Origin of the sequence: Mesorhizobium sp. AD1-1, from assembly GCF_020164655.1 — a bacterium.
In the GTDB taxonomy this organism is placed as follows: Bacteria; Pseudomonadota; Alphaproteobacteria; order Rhizobiales; family Rhizobiaceae; genus Mesorhizobium; species Mesorhizobium ciceri.
Genome location: NZ_JAIUGP010000005.1, coordinates 33,481 through 49,373, shown reverse-complemented (window position 1 = coordinate 49,373; position 15,893 = coordinate 33,481). Strand labels below are relative to the sequence as shown.

Below are 15,893 nucleotides of genomic sequence, written 5' to 3'. Positions count from 1 at the left end.
GGACGATGCGTGTGGCTCCAAAGCTAGGAGTCCGGCGGCCGTCGGTCTCTAGGCAGCGATAAGTCCGGCGGCCCTGCCCTTGCCGATTAAGTACGATACGAATGCTGCGCATGCACCGAGCATGAACAACGCGTCAGTCTCATCCACGTTTGCACTTCTGTCATCGATCAGTGGATGACGAATGCCTTTTTCGTCACTGCTGAAGCCATATATTGCCCCGAAGCCCTTTTTCAGTGCGCCGTGGATCGCTGCGCTCTCCTCCAGCTTCGTCAGTGCCGGCCCAAGTTCCCTCGCTTCTGGAATCAGCTTGCGCGCAGTTGCTTCCACCGAGTGGACACTTTCCCGCACACTATCGGCCCATTGACCGGCTGCGGCACTTTCGGCTGCCTTACGAAGGTGCTGACGTGCGCCGTTGAATTCGACCTTCGCCAAATCGGCGAACGCGCGCTCTAAGTTAACTCTGTCCTCCTCGGACGCTACAGGAGCTATCGTTGCTCCGTCGACGACGCGATATGCAGCCCGCGTATAGCTGAGAATACTATCAATAATGTCATCGAGACCGTATGGGCATTTATTCTGTCTCAAGACATATTGGATGAAGCCAAAGATCTCGATGTACGTACCTTCGGAAAAAAGCTTCTTAAGCCTGGCCGATTGAAATCTCCAACTCGGATCAAAATCGTCCGCCATCTTATGTTCTTTATAAATATGCATATTCCTCAGAATTACGTCCCAAGGTTCGACTATCTCTCCATCGTAAACTCTGATCACGTCGTAAAAACGAGCCCATAAAATGGCCCGCAGTTCCTGACTGACCTCCTTCAGTGCAAGTTGGCTAGGCACTGCGGATGCGCCTTCAGCCTCCTCAAATGTCAGTTTACTACGGTCCATCAGGAAAACTCGCCTCACAGGGCCGCTGAAAAGGAATCAGCGCTGCTATGAGTTTACCTGAAATGGGGAGCCAGCGACTAGGTCACCAGCAACACCCATTCCACAAACGTTGGACAGAACAAAACGCCGGTCGGCTAAGTTGTTGAAATCATTGGTACGCCCAAGGGGAATCGAACCCCTGTTCCCGCCGTGAGAGGGCGATGTCCTGACCGCTAGACGATGGGCGCGTTCAAGAACCGGCGATATAGGCTGAGCGCTGGGAAAAAGCAACTGGGGTTTGGCCGCTTTCCCCGGTCGAGGAAAAGCCGGCCGTCAGCCTATCGTTTCGGTTCGATCAGATCCCAGAGATTGCCATGCAGATCGGCGAAAACCGCCACCGTGCCGTAGGGCTCGAAGCGCGGTGCTTCGCGGAATTCGACGCCCTTCTCCAGCATCGCCGCGTGGTCACGGGCAAAGTCGTCGGTTTCCAGGAACAGGAAGACACGCCCGCCGGTCTGATTGCCGATACTTTTGCTTTGTGCCTCGTCGGAAGCCTCGGCCAGCAGCAGCCTGGCGCCCTGCCCGTTGGCCGGCGCCACTGTGACCCAGCGCTTGCCGCCGCCGAGATCGACATTTTCGACGAGCAGGAAACCCAGCCTCTCGACATACCAGGCAATCGCCTCGTCATAATTGGCGACGACCAGGGCGACCGTGGCGACGCGACGATGTTCGGCGAACCCGCTCATCCCCGAGGCTTCATTGGCCTGCTGCCGTTCATCGTTGCGGCTCGGTCACTTGTTGCGGATCGCAAAGCGGCCGATCAGGCGTCGCTCAGTGATGTCGTAGACGAAGATCGTGCGGCTGCCGTCGGCAAGCTCGGCGTCGATCGAGACACGGTTGCCGGACAGCGACTGGCTGACCACCTTGGCCCCAACCGGCAGCACGATGTCGCCGCTGACCGGTTCGCCGGCGGGTGTCTGGATATCCCCGGCCAGCGGCGGGTTCGCCGGCGGTGCATTGCGCGCTTTGTAGACAAGGGCGCCGATCACCACCATAAGGGCGAGGAACAGCAGGCCGAGATTGATCCCGACGAAGCGGACGAGTTTCCTGCGCACCTTTTCGACCTCGGGGTCGAGCGGCTTATCCTGGTCTTCTTCGGCGATCGGGCTGGCCATGGCAAACAGTTCCGGAACGGTTTTTCAATGAGCGCTCATAACGAAGAGGCCCCTGAATTGATAGAGGCGGTACCGACCGTGCTGGTGGCGGATGCGGACGCGGCCGGTCAGCGCCTCGACCAGTGGCTGGCGGCAAGGCTTGGTCCGGACATGTCACGCAGCCGCGTGCAGATGTTGATCAGGCAAGGCGCGGTCTCGGTCGACGGCAAGCTGATCGATGAGACCAAGCGCAAGATGGCGCCGGGCGAAAGCGTGTCGGTTACCATGCCGGAGCCGGAGCCGGCGGAGCCGCAGGGCGAGAACATCGCACTCGATGTGCTTTATGAGGACGACGAGCTGATTGTCATCAACAAGCCGGCCGGGCTTGTCGTGCACCCCGGAGCGGGCAACTGGACCGGTACGCTGGTCAACGCGCTGATCCATCATTGCGGCGACAGCCTTTCCGGCATTGGCGGCGTGCGGCGGCCAGGCATCGTTCACCGCCTCGACAAGGAGACCAGCGGCGTCATGGTGGTCGCCAAGACTGACCGCGCCCACAAGTCACTCTCCGAGGCTTTCGCCGATCACGGCCTCACCGGCGATCTCGAACGTGCCTATCTGGCGCTGGTCTGGGGCATACCGCAGAGGCCGACCGGAAGGGTCGACGCGCCTCTCGGCCGCGCCGCCGACCGCGTGCGCCGTGCCGTGGTGCCGGAAGGACGCGACGACGCCCGCCATGCGGTCACCCACTTTGCCGTGCAGGAGCGCTTCGGCGAGAGCCAACAGGAGTTCGCCACCGCCAGCATGGTCGAATGCCGGCTGGAGACCGGCCGCACCCACCAGATCCGTGTCCACATGGTGCATATCGGTCATCCGGTGATCGGCGACCCCGATTATGGCCAAGCCTTCCGCACCAAGGCCAACCGGCTGCCGGAACCGCTGAAAAGCCAGGTCAAGGCATTTCCCCGGCAAGCTTTGCATGCCTGGCTCCTTGCATTTCGCCACCCCACTACCCATCTAACGATGAGGTTCGAGGCGCCGTTACCGAGGGACATGGAGGAACTCGTCGGCGGCTTCCGCAAACTCTGAACCCGTCACCGACAAGCCATCAAAAAACCTGACTGACATTGTTCACTTCACCGTGACACACTGTTTCGTGTTGAACAAATGCCTGTCTTTTCTGGTTTTGTTCCTGTATAAGATCCGATGTCGCGGGCGAGCCTTTTGGTGCTCGCGTCACATGCCCGCCGCGTTTCGGGGGCATCACTCCAATAGAGAGGGGGCGCTATCATGGCCCAGTCATTACCCAGTATCGTTTCCGGCGAAGGCGGCCTCAGCCGCTACCTGGAAGAAATCCGCCGCTTTCCCATGCTGCAGCCGCAGGAAGAGTACATGCTCGCCAAGCGTTATGCCGAGCATGAAGACACCTCCGCTGCGCACAAGCTCGTCACCAGCCACCTCAGGCTCGTCGCCAAGATCGCCATGGGCTATCGCGGCTATGGCCTGCCGATCGGCGAAGTGATCTCGGAAGGCAATGTCGGCCTGATGCAGGCCGTCAAGAAATTCGAACCCGAGCGCGGCTTCCGCCTCGCGACCTATGCCATGTGGTGGATCAAGGCCTCGATCCAGGAGTACATCCTGCGCTCGTGGAGCCTGGTCAAGATGGGCACGACCGCCAACCAGAAGCGCCTGTTCTTCAACCTGCGCAAGGTGAAGGGCAAGATCCAGGCGCTCGACGACGGCGACTTGAAGCCCGACCAGATCGCCGAGATCGCCACCAGGCTGAACGTTTCCGAAGCCGAAGTGGTGTCGATGAACCGCCGCCTGTCGGGCGATGCCTCGCTCAATGCCCCGATCCGGGCGAGCGAAGGTGAGTCCGGCGAGTGGCAGGACTGGCTGGTCGACGACCACGAAAGCCAGGAAGAGATGCTGATCGAGCAGGACGAGCTGGAAAACCGGCGCGGCATGCTGTCGGGCGCTCTTGCCGTGCTCAACGAGCGCGAGCGGCGCATCTTCGAGGCCCGTCGCCTCGCCGAGGAGCCGCTGACGCTGGAAGAGCTTTCGTCCGAATTCGACATCAGCCGCGAGCGCGTGCGCCAGATCGAGGTGCGCGCCTTCGAGAAGGTGCAGGATGCGGTCAAGGCCGCCGCCAAGCGCCAGACCCAGGCGCTGCGCACCATTGAGGCGCAGCCCGCAGCCTAAAGCCGGCTAAAGGCAACAAGATCTAAAGGCGGCGCCAGGAAACTGGCGCCGCTTTTTTTCTTGTGTGGTTGGCGAAAGCGGAGACGACATCCGATCTCCCCGCAAGGGGAAGATTGCAGCTTCGCCGGCAGCGATCTCTCAAAGCCCATCCAGCGGAAACTTCAGGTACCGCCGGCCATTCGCTTCGGGTTCGGGCAGCCTCCCGCCATTCATGTTGACCTGCAGCGCATGCAGGATCAGCCGCGGCATCGGCAGCGTCCTGTCGCGCGCCTCGCGCAGGGCGACGAACTCGGCCTCGCTGCGGGCGGCGGCAAGATGGGTGTTGGTCGCCTTCTGTATGGCGACCGTGCTTTCCCACAAGGGTTCGCGGCCGCCGGCCTGATAGTCATGACCGACGAACAGCCGCATCTCGTCCGGCAACGCCAGTATGTCCTGGATCGAGCGCCAGAGCCGCGCGGCACTGCCGCCGGGAAAGTCCGTCCTCGCTGTGCCGCTGTCGGGCATGAACAGCGTGTCGTGGACGAAGGCGGCATCGCCGATCACATAGGTGATCGACGCCAGCGTATGGCCGGGCGAGAACAGCACCTTGACCGGAAGCGTGCCGACCGTGAAGGTTTCGCCTTCACCAAACAGCCTGTCCCACTGCGAACCGTCGGCGGGAAAATCCGGCCAGTTGTAGATCGCCTTCCACAAATTCTGGACGTCGACGACCCTGTCGCCGATCGCTGTCGGCGCTCCGGTCTTCTCCCTCAGATAGTACGCCGCCGAGAAATGATCGGCGTGCGGATGGGTGTCGAGGATCCATTCGACGCTCAGCCCCTGCTCGCTGACGAAGTCGAGCAGGATATCGGCATTCGTCGTTGCCGTAGCACCGGATTTCTCGTCGAAATCGAGGATCGGATCGATGATGGCGCAGCGTTTCGTCGCCTGGTCGGCGACGACATACTGGATGGCCCCGGTCGGCTTGTCGTAGAAGCCGCTGACCTGCGGCCTGGCCAAAGCTACGTCCAATTCTGGCTTCCCCAACTCTCGGTCGTCAGGAATGATTTTCTCTAACGACACCCGAGAGGAGTATGGTTGTCCGCTCGGGTGAGCCAGTCAAGTATCATTTCGCTCGCGGCGACAGGAAAGCCAAAAACTGTTCCGAGGAGCGGTCAGGCAGAGGGCTGCTTGGTCTTCCGCAGATACGGCAGGATGGTCTCATAAGCGCCGAAGCGCCTGATCGCGTCCTCGTTGGAGACGGCAGCGGTGATGATGACGTCCTCGCCCTGCTTCCAGTTTGCCGGCGTCGCCACCTGATGCTTGGCGGTCAGCTGCATGGAATCGACCGCACGCAGGATCTCATCGAAGTTGCGGCCCGTGGTCATCGGGTAGGTCAGCACCAGCTTGATCTTCTTGTCCGGTCCGATGACATAGACCGAGCGCACCGTGGCATTGTCGGCCGGCGTGCGGCCTTCCGACGTCTCGCCGGCACCGCCCGGCAGCATGTCGTAGAGCTTGGCCACCTTGAGGTCCTTGTCGCCGATCAGCGGGTAGTTCACCGAATGGCCGGTCGCCGTCTTGATGTCGTCCTGCCACTTGCCGTGGCTTTCGACCGGATCGACCGAAATGCCGATGATCTTGACGTTGCGCTTCTTGAATTCGCCTTCGAGCCCCGCCATCGTGCCAAGCTCGGTCGTGCAGACCGGCGTGAAATTCTTGGGATGACTGAACAGGATCGCCCATCCGTCCCCGATCCAGTCGTGGAATTTGATCGTCCCTTGCGTGGTCTCGGCGGTAAAATCCGGCGCAATGTCGTTGATACGAAGGCTCATGGTACATCTCCCCTGTAAACGGAACCCGTCGGCAGCGAGGAACGACAAGCGGCAACCCATGCCGCCATCGAGCTGCCCCGCCCGGGCATCGTTGCATCTTAGCGCAAAAATCGTGACTGCAAGATAATATGAAACTCTTGTCGGCGGCAGGCGAGCATTTTTATGCTGCCGAATGCTCGGCACGCGGATGAGAGCCTGTTGGGCTGGACAGGAGAGATCCTGCCTCAGCTCTTGTTGACCGCCATTGTCACAGTCAGGTCTTCCATGCGCTGTGCCAGCGCGCTGAGCGCGTTGGTCAGCACGCTATCGCTCTTGTCGGCCTTGGTCAGAGCCTCGTCGCGGGTCTTGCGCAAGGTCAGCACTTCGCTTTCCATGCCCTTGACGCGTTTCTGCAACTCCGAGAGTTCATCCATCACCATGATGCCGGCCATCACGGTCAGCCGCTGATCGCCAATCTCGCCGAACGAGTCCTTCAGGTGTGAAACATAGCGGTCGAAACGTTCGGCAAGATCGATCAGATGCTCTTCCTGGCCCTCGTCACAGGCCATGCGATACTGCTTGCCGTCGATTGAAACCGTGACCTGTGCCATCGGGCCAGCTCCTATCTGTCCAACACGGCGCGGATGGTTTCCATGGCGGTCACCAAACGTCGCGAGACTTCCTTGTTGGCATCTTCCAGCCGTTCGGCGCGCGCTTCGGAATTGTCGAGTTCCTGCGCCAGCCGCGAGCGATCGGCATTCATCCGCTGCACCTCGGCCTCGGCTTCGGAGTAGTCGCGTTCATGCTCGAGCTTGGCCGCGACGGCGTTTTCCAGCCCCTCGATGGCCTTGCCCAGCCTCGCGATGACTTCCTTGAGTGTGGCTTCCCCGGTCATGGCCTTCGTCCTGTGCCCTGCCCATCACCGAATCGTTCACGTTCAGAACGCGTTATCCCTGAAACATTAGGCACCGGGTGAAGGCAACGTCAACAAAGCTCTCGCGACTGTCCCCCGCTAACGCTAATGTAGGTCCGCCGCCGGCATCACAAGACCGGCAAATGTGCACCCGATTTGTTGACTAAAAGCCCGCGCCTGCTATGTGTCGCGCACCCTTTTCAAGGGCTCTCCCAAGCCCCCAAACCCCCACTTCTGGAGGAACCATGACGTCGCGTGAACAACATGACCGGATGGCCAATGCGATCCGCTTTCTCTCCATGGACGCCGTCGAGAAGGCAAACTCCGGCCATCCCGGCCTGCCCATGGGCTGCGCCGACATCGCCACGGTGCTGTTCACGAAGTTCCTGAAATATGATCCGAAGGCCCCCCATTGGCCCGACCGGGATCGCTTCATCCTGTCGGCCGGCCACGGTTCGATGCTGCTCTATTCGCTGCTGCACCTGACCGGCTACGAGGACATGACGATCGACCAGATCAAGCATTTCCGCCAGTTGGGCTCGAAGACCGCCGGCCATCCCGAATACGGCCATGCCACCGGCATAGAGACGACCACCGGCCCGCTCGGCCAGGGTCTGGCCAATTCGGTCGGCTTCGCGCTCGGCGAGCGCATCATGAACGCAGCCTTCGGCAACGACCTCGTCGACCATTACACCTACGTACTGGCCGGTGACGGCTGCCTGATGGAAGGTGTTTCCCAGGAAGCCATCGCGCTTGCCGGCCATCTCAAGCTCAACAAGCTGATCGTCTTCTGGGACAACAACAACATCTCGATCGACGGCCCGGTCTCGCTTGCCGACAACACCGACCAGGTCGCCCGCTTCCAGGCCTCGGGCTGGAACGCCAGCCACATCGACGGCACCGATCCGGAAGCCATCGCCTATGCCATCGAAGCCGCTCGTCACTCCGACAAGCCGACGATGATCGCCTGCAAGACGACCATCGGCTTCGGCGCTCCAACCAAGGCCGGCACCAACAAGGCGCACGGTTCGCCGCTCGGCGCCGACGAGATCGCCGGTGCGCGCAAATTCTTCAACTGGGACTCGCCGCCCTTCGAGATTCCGGCCGACATCCTTGACGCATGGCGCGCCGCCGGTAAAACCGGCGCCAAGCCGCGCACCGACTGGGAGGGACGCCTGGCCAAGGCCGAGCCCAAGTTGAAGGCCGAGTTCGAACGCCGCCTCGCCGGCAAGCTGCCGTCGAATTTCGACGCCGTCATCGCCGACTACAAGAAGAAGCTGTCGGCCGACAAGCCGAAGGTCGCCACCCGTAAATCCTCGGAAATGGCGCTGGAGGTCATCAACGGCGCCGTGCCGGAAACCATAAGCGGCTCCGCCGACCTGACCGGCTCCAACAACACCAAGACCAGCCAGACCAAGAACATCACGCCCGACGATTACGGCCAGCGTTATGTCCACTACGGCATTCGCGAACATGGCATGGCGGCCGCCATCAATGGCTTGACGCTGCATGGCGGCCTCATCGCCTATGGCGGTACCTTCCTGTGCTTCTCCGACTATGCCCGTCCGTCAATGCGTCTGGCTTCGCTGATGGGCATCCGCTCGATCTTCGTCATGACCCATGATTCCATCGGTCTGGGCGAAGACGGCCCGACCCACCAGCCGGTCGAGCATCTGGCGGCATTGCGCGCGATCCCAAACCACAATGTCTTCCGCCCGGCCGACGCGGTCGAAACCGCGGAATGCTGGCAGATCGCCCTGGAGTCGGAAAAGACGCCGTCGACCTTGGCGCTGACCCGCCAGAACCTGCCGACGGTGCGCACCGAATTCACGGCCAAGAACCTCAGCAGCCAGGGAGCCTATGAGCTGGCCGCCGCCAGCGGCGAGGCGGCGATAACGATCTTCGCCACCGGCTCCGAGGTCGAGATCGCACTTGGCGCGCGCGAGCTGTTGGAAAAGCACGGCCATCCGACCCGCGTCGTCTCGGTTCCCTGCTTCGAACTGTTCGACCAGCAGAGCGACGACTACCGCAACAAGACGATCGGCAATGCGCCGATCAAGATGGCGATCGAAGCCGGCATCCGCCAGGGATGGGATCATCTGATCGGCTCCGACGGCATCTTCGTCGGCATGACCGGCTTCGGCGCGTCGGGCACGATCGAGCAACTCTATCCGCATTTCGGCATTACCGCCGAGGCCGCGGCCAAGGCGGCGGAAGCCCGCCTGCACGCCAAGTAAGATTCCGGGCCAGTTCGGCGAAACCGCGAAAACGGCTTCGCCGGGCTGGCTCGACTTAATCGATTTAAATCCACGCCAGTGCGGCTGGATTCTTTCTGCTTCCGCCGCTATGAAACTGCAGACCCCTCGTCCGCCCTCCAACTCCCAGGGAGAGAATTATGACCGTCAGAGTTGCCATCAACGGATTTGGCCGCATCGGCCGCAACATCCTGCGCGCTATCCATGAATCCGGCCGCAAGGACATCGACGTCGTCGCCGTCAACGACCTCGGCCCAGTCGAGACCAATGCGCACCTCTTGCGCTATGACAGCGTGCACGGCCGCTTCCCGCATGAAGTCTCGGTATCCGGCGACCAGATCACCGTCGGCAAGGAGACGTTCAAGGTCACCGCGATCAAGGACCCGACGCAGTTGCCGTGGAAGGAACTCGGCATCGACATCGCGCTCGAATGCACCGGCATCTTCACCGCCCGCGACAAGGCAGCGGCACACCTGACCGCCGGCGCCAAGCGCGTCGTCGTTTCGGCCCCTGCCGAAGGCGCCGACCTCACCGTGGTCTACGGCATCAACCACGACCAGTTGACCAAGGATCATATCGTCATCTCGAATGCCTCGTGCACCACCAACTGCCTGGCGCCGCTGGCAGCCGTGCTGCACGAAACGGTCGGCATCGAAAAAGGCATGATGACGACGATCCACTCCTACACCGGCGACCAGCCGACGCTGGACACCATGCACAAGGATCTCTACCGCGCCCGCGCCGCCGCGCTGTCGCAGATCCCGACCTCGACCGGTGCCGCCAAGGCGATCGGGCTGGTGCTGCCCGACCTCAAGGGCAAGCTCGACGGCATCTCGATCCGCGTGCCGACCCCGAACGTCTCGGTCGTCGATTTCAAGTTCATCGCCAAGCGGTCGACCACGGTGCAGGAGATCAACGAAGCCGTGATCGCCGCCTCCAACGGCAAGCTCAAGGGCATTCTCGGCGTCACTCATCACCCGAACGTGTCGATCGACTTCAACCACGATCCGCGCTCCTCGATCATGGCGCTCGACCAGACCAAGGTGATGGACGGCAATTTCGTATCGGTGCTCTCCTGGTACGACAATGAATGGGGTTTCTCCAACCGCATGGGCGACACATCGGTCGCCTTCGGCAAGACCATCGCCTGATCACAAAGCTCTCTTTTCGAGACTTGGAACGCCCGGCTTTGCCCGGGCGTTTTTCATGAGCGCAGCTTGCGCCTTCCCAAATTGTGTCCCGGGCGCCAAAACATCCGAAAATCAGCGGCATAGACCAAAAAGCCACCCTGCCGCCTTGCACTGGTCACGTCTTCGCCCCACTCTCTCGCAAAGCAGGAGACAGACGAATTTGAGGGGCTGATTTCAGGATGGAGCATGCGATCTATCTCGTCACGCTGGTCGGCACAGCGCTTGTCGTCGCCGCCGCGTTTTCGAGCCTGATCGCCTTCCGCTTCGGCGCCCCTCTTCTGCTCCTGTTCCTCTGCATTGGCCTCGCCACCGGCACCGACGGTCTCGGCATCCAGTTCGACAATGCCCGCATCGCCTATTTTGCCGGCTCACTGGCGCTGGCCGTCATCCTGTTCGATTCCGGCTTCGGCACGCCGCTCAACGCCTTGCGGCAGGCAGCCGGCCCGGCGTTGTCGCTGGCGACCTTCGGCGTAATTCTGACCACCGGCCTGTTCGGCGCCGCCGCCCACTATCTGCTCGACCTCACCTGGCTGGAATCCTTCCTGCTCGGCGCCGCAGTCGCCTCCACCGATGCGGCCGCCGTGTTCTTCCTGCTGCGTGCCGGCGAGATCAATCTGCGCGAACGCGTGCGCTCGACGCTCGAGGTGGAATCCGGCACCAATGACCCCATCGCCATCTTCCTGACCATCACGCTGGTCGAGATCATCGCCGCTCATGCCAATCCCGAGACCAACGTCCTGGTCACCAGCCTTTTCCTCGGCTTCCTCCTCAACATGGGCCTTGGCGCTGTCGTCGGCGTGCTCGGCGGCCTCGCCATCGTGCGTCTCGTCGACCGGCTCAATCTCGACCATGGCCTGCTGCCGATCTTCGTGCTGACCTTGTCGTTGATGGTCTTTGCCGCCGCCGGCGCCATTGGCGGCTCTGGCTTCCTGGCGGTCTATATCGCCGGCCTCATCTCGGGCAATTCCGATATCCGCGCCGTCACCATCCTCAAGCGCTTCCAGGACGGCATGTCATGGCTGGCACAGATCATCATGTTCCTCATCCTCGGCCTGTTCGCGACGCCCTCGCAATTCCCGGCGATCATGGTGCCGGCGGTGCTGCTCGGCCTGTTCCTGATGTTCGTGGCGCGGCCGGTCGCAGTCTGGCTCTGCCTGATCCCGTTCCGCATGCCGCGCCCCGAAGTCGCCTTTGTCTCGTGGGTCGGCCTGCGCGGCGCGGTGTCGATCCTGCTTGCCATCACCCCGCTGCTCGGCGGGCTGGAAAATGGCCGTGTCATCTTCAACACCGCCTTCATCATCGTGCTGGTGTCGCTGGTCATCCAGGGCTGGACGGTCGGACCGCTGGCGCGCCGCCTCGGTTTGATCGTGCCGGCGCGGCTCGGACCGCTGGACAAGGTCGAGCTGGAATTGCCGGGTTCGGCCCATCACGAGCTTCTCGCCTATCGCGTCGCACCCGGCAGCCCGGTGGCGCGCGGCGAGCGCATCCCACGCTGGGCGCGACCCTCGCTGGTGCTGCGTGACGGCCGTTCGATGCGCTTCCAGGACATGGGCCGGCTCGCCGCCGGCGACCAGGTCTACATTTTCGTCCCGGATCGCTATCCGCGCCTGCTCGACAAGCTGTTCGCCAGCCGTGCCGTGGTCGATCCCGAAGATGCCGATTTCTTCGGCGCCTTCGCCGTCGATCCAGCGCGCCCCGCCGCCGAACTGGAAGCAGCCTATACGCCAGGTCTAACCGAAGCGGAGCAAAAGCTCACCGTTGGCGCGCTGGTCACGGCGCGGCTCGGCGGCCATGCCGAATATGCCGACCGCGTGCTGCTCGGCCCGATAGAACTGATCGTCCGCGACGTCGACGACAAGGGGAAGATCATAGGCCTCGGCCTGTCGTTCGAGCCGACCGCGCCGGTGGCGCGGGTGCCGGTCTTCCTCAGCGCCGGAGAAATCGGCGACCGTCTTTCCGCCTTCATCCGCAATTGGCGCAAGCCGATCGAGGCGCAGGCGGACGAGGCGCAGGCGGACGAGGCGCGGGCGGACGAGAAACCGGCCCCGGAGCCAGCGCCGGAAAAGGCAGCAACCGAAAGCTGACAAACCCGATATTGAGCGCTGCCATTCATCCGCCCGCCAGTGCAAGATCGTGCCCACTTCAAAATTTCGGTTCGAGCGCGCCCTAAGCCTTGCATCGTCGCCGATGCGGGGTATGGTCCCCCGGTTTTTCGCGAAAGGAACCCGCATGGCCGCCTTCAAGACACTCGACGATATCGGCAACATCAGCGGCAAGCGCGTGCTGGTGCGCGTCGACCTCAACGTGCCTGTCACTGAGGGCAAAGTCACCGACGCCACCCGCATCGAACGCATCGCACCGACCATCGCCGAGCTATCGGCCAAGGGCGCCAAGGTCATCCTGCTCGCCCATTTCGGCCGACCCAAGGATGGGCCTTCGCCCGAATTCTCGCTGGAGCCGATCGCCAAAGCCACGGCAGAAGTGCTCGGCCGCCCCGTCGGTTTCGCCTCGGATTGCGTCGGCGACACGGCCGGAAGCGCTGTCGCCGCCATGAACAAGGGCGACGTGCTGCTGCTCGAAAACACTCGCTTCTACAAGGCTGAAGAAAAGAATGACCCGGCCTTCACCGAAAAACTCGCCGCCAATGGCGATATCTTCGTCAACGACGCCTTCTCGGCCGCGCACCGCGCGCATTCTTCGACCGAGGGGCTGGCGCATCTGTTGCCGGCTTTTGCCGGCCGCACCATGCAAGCCGAGCTTGAGGCGCTGGAGAAGGGCTTGGGAAAACCGGTTCGTCCGGTCGTCGCCATTGTCGGCGGCGCCAAGGTCTCGACCAAGATCGATCTGTTGATGAACTTGGTGAAGAAGGTCGACGCGCTGGTCATCGGCGGCGGCATGGCCAACACCTTCCTCGCCGCGCGCGGCACCGATGTCGGCAAATCGCTGTGCGAGCATGATCTCGCCTCAACCGCCAAGCAGATCATGATCGAGGCGGCCGAGGCCGGCTGCGCCATCATCCTGCCGGTCGACGGCGTCGTCGCCAGGGAGTTCAAGGCGGGCGCGGCCTGCGAGACCGTCGCCATCTCCGATGTGCCGGCCGACGGGATGATCCTCGATGTCGGCGCCAAAACCGTGACGACCATCGGCGAATGGATCGACCGCGCCGCGACACTGGTCTGGAACGGCCCGCTCGGCGCCTTCGAGATCGCGCCCTTCGACCATGCGACGGTGGCGGCGGCCAAGCATGCGGCGTCGCGCACCAAGGAAGGCAAGCTGGTCTCGGTCGCAGGCGGTGGCGATACGGTCGCGGCGCTCAACCACGCCGGCGTCGCCGACGACTTCACCTATGTCTCGACCGCCGGCGGCGCCTTCCTGGAGTGGATGGAAGGCAAGCCGCTGCCCGGCGTCGATGTGTTGAAGCGCTGAGGCTCCGAGGCGATCAACACTCGGAGAGCGAACAAGGCCGCCCGAGGCTTCAATCGATTCGAGCTTTCCGATGCCATTCCTTTGGCGGTAGACTTCCGTTAAGCGCGGAACAACCGTTTCAGGAGAAGCAACAATGAGCGAACGTCTCGAAGACATTGCCGCTGCGATCGTCGCCGATGGCAAGGGCCTGCTGGCCGCCGACGAAAGTTCCGGCACCATCAAGAAGCGCTTCGACGTCATCGGCGTCGAATCGACCGCCGACAGCCGCCGCGACTACCGCGAGATGATGTTCCGCACCAGGGAGGCGATGACCCGCTACATTTCCGGTGTCATCCTCTATGACGAGACGATCCGCCAGAAGGCCGCCGACGGCACGCCGCTGGTCGACATCATCAAGGCCGCCGGCGCCATCCCCGGCATCAAGGTCGATGCCGGCGCCAAGCCGCTGGCCAGGTTTCCCGGCGACACCGTCACCGAAGGCCTCGATGGCCTGCGCGAACGGCTTGCCGACTACTACAAGCTCGGCGCCCGCTTCGCCAAATGGCGCGCGGTAATCGACATCGATATCGCCAAGGGCGTCCCTTCGGCGACCTCGATCGGCTCCAATGCTCATGCGCTCGCCCGCTATGCCGCCCTCTGCCAGGAAGCCGGCATCGTGCCGATCGTCGAACCGGAGGTGCTGATGGACGGCGCCCACGACATCGACACTTGTTACGACATTTCGAAGGCAACGCTGATCAAGCTCTATGACGAGCTCCATGCGGCGCGCGTCGTGCTGGAAGGCACCATCCTGAAGCCCAACATGGTGCTGGCCGGCAGGAAATCGGGCAAGGTGAGCAGCCCCGAAGAAGTCGCCGAAAAGACCATAAAACTGTTCCGCGAGACAGTGCCGGCAGCGGTGCCGGGCATCGCCTTCCTTTCCGGCGGCCAGGAAGACGAAGAGGCGACCGCCAATCTCAACGCCATCAACGCCATCGGGCCGCACCCGTGGAAGCTGACCTTCTCCTATGGTCGCGCGCTGCAGGCCGCGCCACAGAAAGCCTGGAGCGGCAAAGCCTCGAACGTTGCCGCCGGCCAGGCCGCCTTCACCCATCGCGCCCACATGAACCATCTGGCAGCGCTCGGAAAATGGAGGGCGAGCCTGGAACAGGCTGCCTGATCAAAATCCTTTCTTTCTCCTTCGAACCCGGGCCGATGCGCCCGGGTTTTTTGTTTGTGACTTGCAGGGCTTGGGGCGGAGCCTCTCCGTCCTTATTTCCTCTCCGGCGATGTCGGGTTGCGCCCATCCCCAACGTCCTTGGGATGACATTCAGGGAGAGGTTCATGCATCGCAACAAGATCGTTTCGCGCGAAGACTGGTTCCAGGCGCACAAGGCCCATCTGGCGCGCGAGAAGGAACTGACGCGGTTTCGCGAGCGGATCGCCGCGGAACGGCGTGAACTGCCCTGGCTGAAGATCAGGAAAGACTATGTCTTCGAGACCGAACAAGGGCCAAACAGACTGACCGACCTGTTTGGCACTAACAGCCAGCTGATCGTCTATCACTTCATGTTCGGGCCGGGCTGCACCCATCATTGCGAGGGCTGCTCATTCCTTGCCGACCATATCGACGGCGCCAATCAGCATCTGCGGCATCACGACGTGTCGCTGGTCGTGGTTTCGCGCGCTCCCCTGGCGGAACTTCTGCCTTACAAGCAGCGCATGGGCTGGAAGTTCGACTGGGTGTCGTCCTATGCCTCGGATTTCAACTTCGACATGCAGGTCTCCTTCACCGACAAGCAGATCGCCGACGGCTGCACCACCTACAATTTCGAGACCCGTCCACGGACATCGAAGGAGCTTCCCGGCACCAGCGTCTTCTACCGGGACGAGACCGGCGACATCTTCCTGACCTTCATGTCGCGCGCCCGCGGCGGCGAGGCGCAGATCGGCGCCTACGACTATCTCGACATGACGCCGAAGGGCCGCAACGAGAACGGCCCCTATCACGGCCTGATGGATTGGGTGCGGCTGCACGATGAATATCAGGGCAAGCAGGCGGGGCAGGCGAGTTGCTGCGATTGAAGATCGTTCCCGTCGGCCAAAACATG

The 15,893-nt window shown here is 62.3% G+C and carries 15 protein-coding genes and 1 tRNA gene; 8 read left to right on the top strand and 8 right to left on the bottom strand.

The features are described from left to right. Positions 1-48 precede the first annotated feature (48 nt). From LB519_RS11825 to LB519_RS11810, 4 genes are all read right to left on the bottom strand, one after another. Positions 49-891, bottom strand: coding sequence for a hypothetical protein (locus LB519_RS11825; RefSeq protein WP_224620112.1), 843 nt, complete (start codon positions 889-891; stop codon positions 49-51). A 152-nt stretch (positions 892-1,043) separates the two neighbouring features. Further along, positions 1,044-1,118 (bottom strand) — tRNA-Glu (locus LB519_RS11820). Between the two features lie 90 nt (positions 1,119-1,208). Beyond that, positions 1,209-1,616 carry a VOC family protein gene (locus tag LB519_RS11815; protein ID WP_023810974.1) on the bottom strand — a complete coding sequence of 136 codons (408 nt, stop codon included), beginning with the start codon at positions 1,614-1,616 and terminating at the stop codon, positions 1,209-1,211. Between the two features lie 45 nt (positions 1,617-1,661). After that, complete coding sequence (locus tag LB519_RS11810) at positions 1,662-2,045, bottom strand: fimbrial protein (RefSeq protein ID WP_013529257.1); 384 nt, start codon at positions 2,043-2,045, stop codon at positions 1,662-1,664. Between the two features lie 27 nt (positions 2,046-2,072). Here LB519_RS11810 and LB519_RS11805 point away from each other — a divergent pair, with 27 nt between their 5' ends. Further along, positions 2,073-3,113 carry an RluA family pseudouridine synthase gene (locus LB519_RS11805; RefSeq protein WP_224620110.1) on the top strand — a complete coding sequence of 347 codons (1,041 nt, stop codon included), beginning with the start codon at positions 2,073-2,075 and terminating at the stop codon, positions 3,111-3,113. 201 nt (positions 3,114-3,314) lie between these two features. Beyond that, complete coding sequence (gene rpoH, locus LB519_RS11800; RefSeq protein ID WP_013529255.1) at positions 3,315-4,226, top strand: RNA polymerase sigma factor RpoH; 912 nt, start codon at positions 3,315-3,317, stop codon at positions 4,224-4,226. A gap of 138 nt (positions 4,227-4,364) precedes the next feature. Here rpoH and LB519_RS11795 read toward each other — a convergent pair whose 3' ends face one another. From LB519_RS11795 to LB519_RS11780, 4 genes are all read right to left on the bottom strand, one after another. After that, positions 4,365-5,237 carry an MBL fold metallo-hydrolase gene (locus tag LB519_RS11795; RefSeq protein WP_224620108.1) on the bottom strand — a complete coding sequence of 291 codons (873 nt, stop codon included), beginning with the start codon at positions 5,235-5,237 and terminating at the stop codon, positions 4,365-4,367. A 143-nt stretch (positions 5,238-5,380) separates the two neighbouring features. Then, positions 5,381-6,040 carry a peroxiredoxin gene (locus tag LB519_RS11790; protein ID WP_013529253.1) on the bottom strand — a complete coding sequence of 220 codons (660 nt, stop codon included), beginning with the start codon at positions 6,038-6,040 and terminating at the stop codon, positions 5,381-5,383. 224 nt (positions 6,041-6,264) lie between these two features. Then, positions 6,265-6,630, bottom strand: coding sequence for a cell division protein ZapA (locus tag LB519_RS11785; protein WP_013529252.1), 366 nt, complete (start codon positions 6,628-6,630; stop codon positions 6,265-6,267). Positions 6,631-6,641: 11 nt separating this feature from the next. Beyond that, the gene (locus tag LB519_RS11780) at positions 6,642-6,914 is read right to left on the bottom strand and encodes a DUF4164 domain-containing protein (protein WP_013529251.1); all 273 of its coding nucleotides are present in this window, start codon (positions 6,912-6,914) and stop codon (positions 6,642-6,644) included. A 263-nt stretch (positions 6,915-7,177) separates the two neighbouring features. On the opposite strand from LB519_RS11780, the gene tkt reads away from it, so the two are divergent. From tkt to LB519_RS11750, 6 genes are all read left to right on the top strand, one after another. After that, positions 7,178-9,169, top strand: coding sequence for a transketolase (gene tkt, locus LB519_RS11775; RefSeq protein ID WP_224620107.1), 1,992 nt, complete (start codon positions 7,178-7,180; stop codon positions 9,167-9,169). A gap of 158 nt (positions 9,170-9,327) precedes the next feature. Continuing rightward, positions 9,328-10,338, top strand: a complete 1,011-nt coding sequence (gap, locus tag LB519_RS11770; protein ID WP_063173206.1) for a type I glyceraldehyde-3-phosphate dehydrogenase — start codon at positions 9,328-9,330, stop codon at positions 10,336-10,338. 218 nt (positions 10,339-10,556) lie between these two features. Beyond that, a complete protein-coding gene (locus tag LB519_RS11765; protein ID WP_224620105.1) occupies positions 10,557-12,461 on the top strand; it encodes a potassium/proton antiporter in 1,905 nt (634 codons plus the stop codon). Positions 12,462-12,606: 145 nt separating this feature from the next. Next, entirely contained in the window at positions 12,607-13,803 is a 1,197-nt protein-coding gene (locus LB519_RS11760) for a phosphoglycerate kinase (RefSeq protein ID WP_013529247.1), read from the top strand. Positions 13,804-13,936: 133 nt separating this feature from the next. Next, positions 13,937-14,962, top strand: a complete 1,026-nt coding sequence (locus LB519_RS11755; RefSeq protein ID WP_224620097.1) for a class I fructose-bisphosphate aldolase — start codon at positions 13,937-13,939, stop codon at positions 14,960-14,962. A gap of 164 nt (positions 14,963-15,126) precedes the next feature. Further along, complete coding sequence (locus tag LB519_RS11750; protein ID WP_224620095.1) at positions 15,127-15,867, top strand: DUF899 domain-containing protein; 741 nt, start codon at positions 15,127-15,129, stop codon at positions 15,865-15,867. Positions 15,868-15,893: the final 26 nt, after the last annotated feature.

Bases quoted from the DNA above. Each gene is read 5' to 3' on its own strand.
- LB519_RS11815 (WP_023810974.1), bottom strand. From the start codon at position 1,616: ATGAGCGGGTTCGCCGAACATCGTCGCGTCGCCACGGTCGCCCTGGTC.
- LB519_RS11765 (WP_224620105.1), top strand. From the start codon at position 10,557: ATGGAGCATGCGATCTATCTCGTCACGCTGGTCGGCACAGCGCTTGTC.
- LB519_RS11760 (WP_013529247.1), top strand. From the start codon at position 12,607: ATGGCCGCCTTCAAGACACTCGACGATATCGGCAACATCAGCGGCAAG.
- LB519_RS11790 (WP_013529253.1), bottom strand. From the start codon at position 6,040: ATGAGCCTTCGTATCAACGACATTGCGCCGGATTTTACCGCCGAGACC.
- gap (WP_063173206.1), top strand. From the start codon at position 9,328: ATGACCGTCAGAGTTGCCATCAACGGATTTGGCCGCATCGGCCGCAAC.
- LB519_RS11825 (WP_224620112.1), bottom strand. From the start codon at position 891: ATGGACCGTAGTAAACTGACATTTGAGGAGGCTGAAGGCGCATCCGCA.
- rpoH (WP_013529255.1), top strand. From the start codon at position 3,315: ATGGCCCAGTCATTACCCAGTATCGTTTCCGGCGAAGGCGGCCTCAGC.
- LB519_RS11805 (WP_224620110.1), top strand. From the start codon at position 2,073: ATGAGCGCTCATAACGAAGAGGCCCCTGAATTGATAGAGGCGGTACCG.
- tkt (WP_224620107.1), top strand. From the start codon at position 7,178: ATGACGTCGCGTGAACAACATGACCGGATGGCCAATGCGATCCGCTTT.
- LB519_RS11785 (WP_013529252.1), bottom strand. From the start codon at position 6,630: ATGGCACAGGTCACGGTTTCAATCGACGGCAAGCAGTATCGCATGGCC.
- LB519_RS11750 (WP_224620095.1), top strand. From the start codon at position 15,127: ATGCATCGCAACAAGATCGTTTCGCGCGAAGACTGGTTCCAGGCGCAC.
- LB519_RS11810 (WP_013529257.1), bottom strand. From the start codon at position 2,045: ATGGCCAGCCCGATCGCCGAAGAAGACCAGGATAAGCCGCTCGACCCC.
- LB519_RS11755 (WP_224620097.1), top strand. From the start codon at position 13,937: ATGAGCGAACGTCTCGAAGACATTGCCGCTGCGATCGTCGCCGATGGC.
- LB519_RS11780 (WP_013529251.1), bottom strand. From the start codon at position 6,914: ATGACCGGGGAAGCCACACTCAAGGAAGTCATCGCGAGGCTGGGCAAG.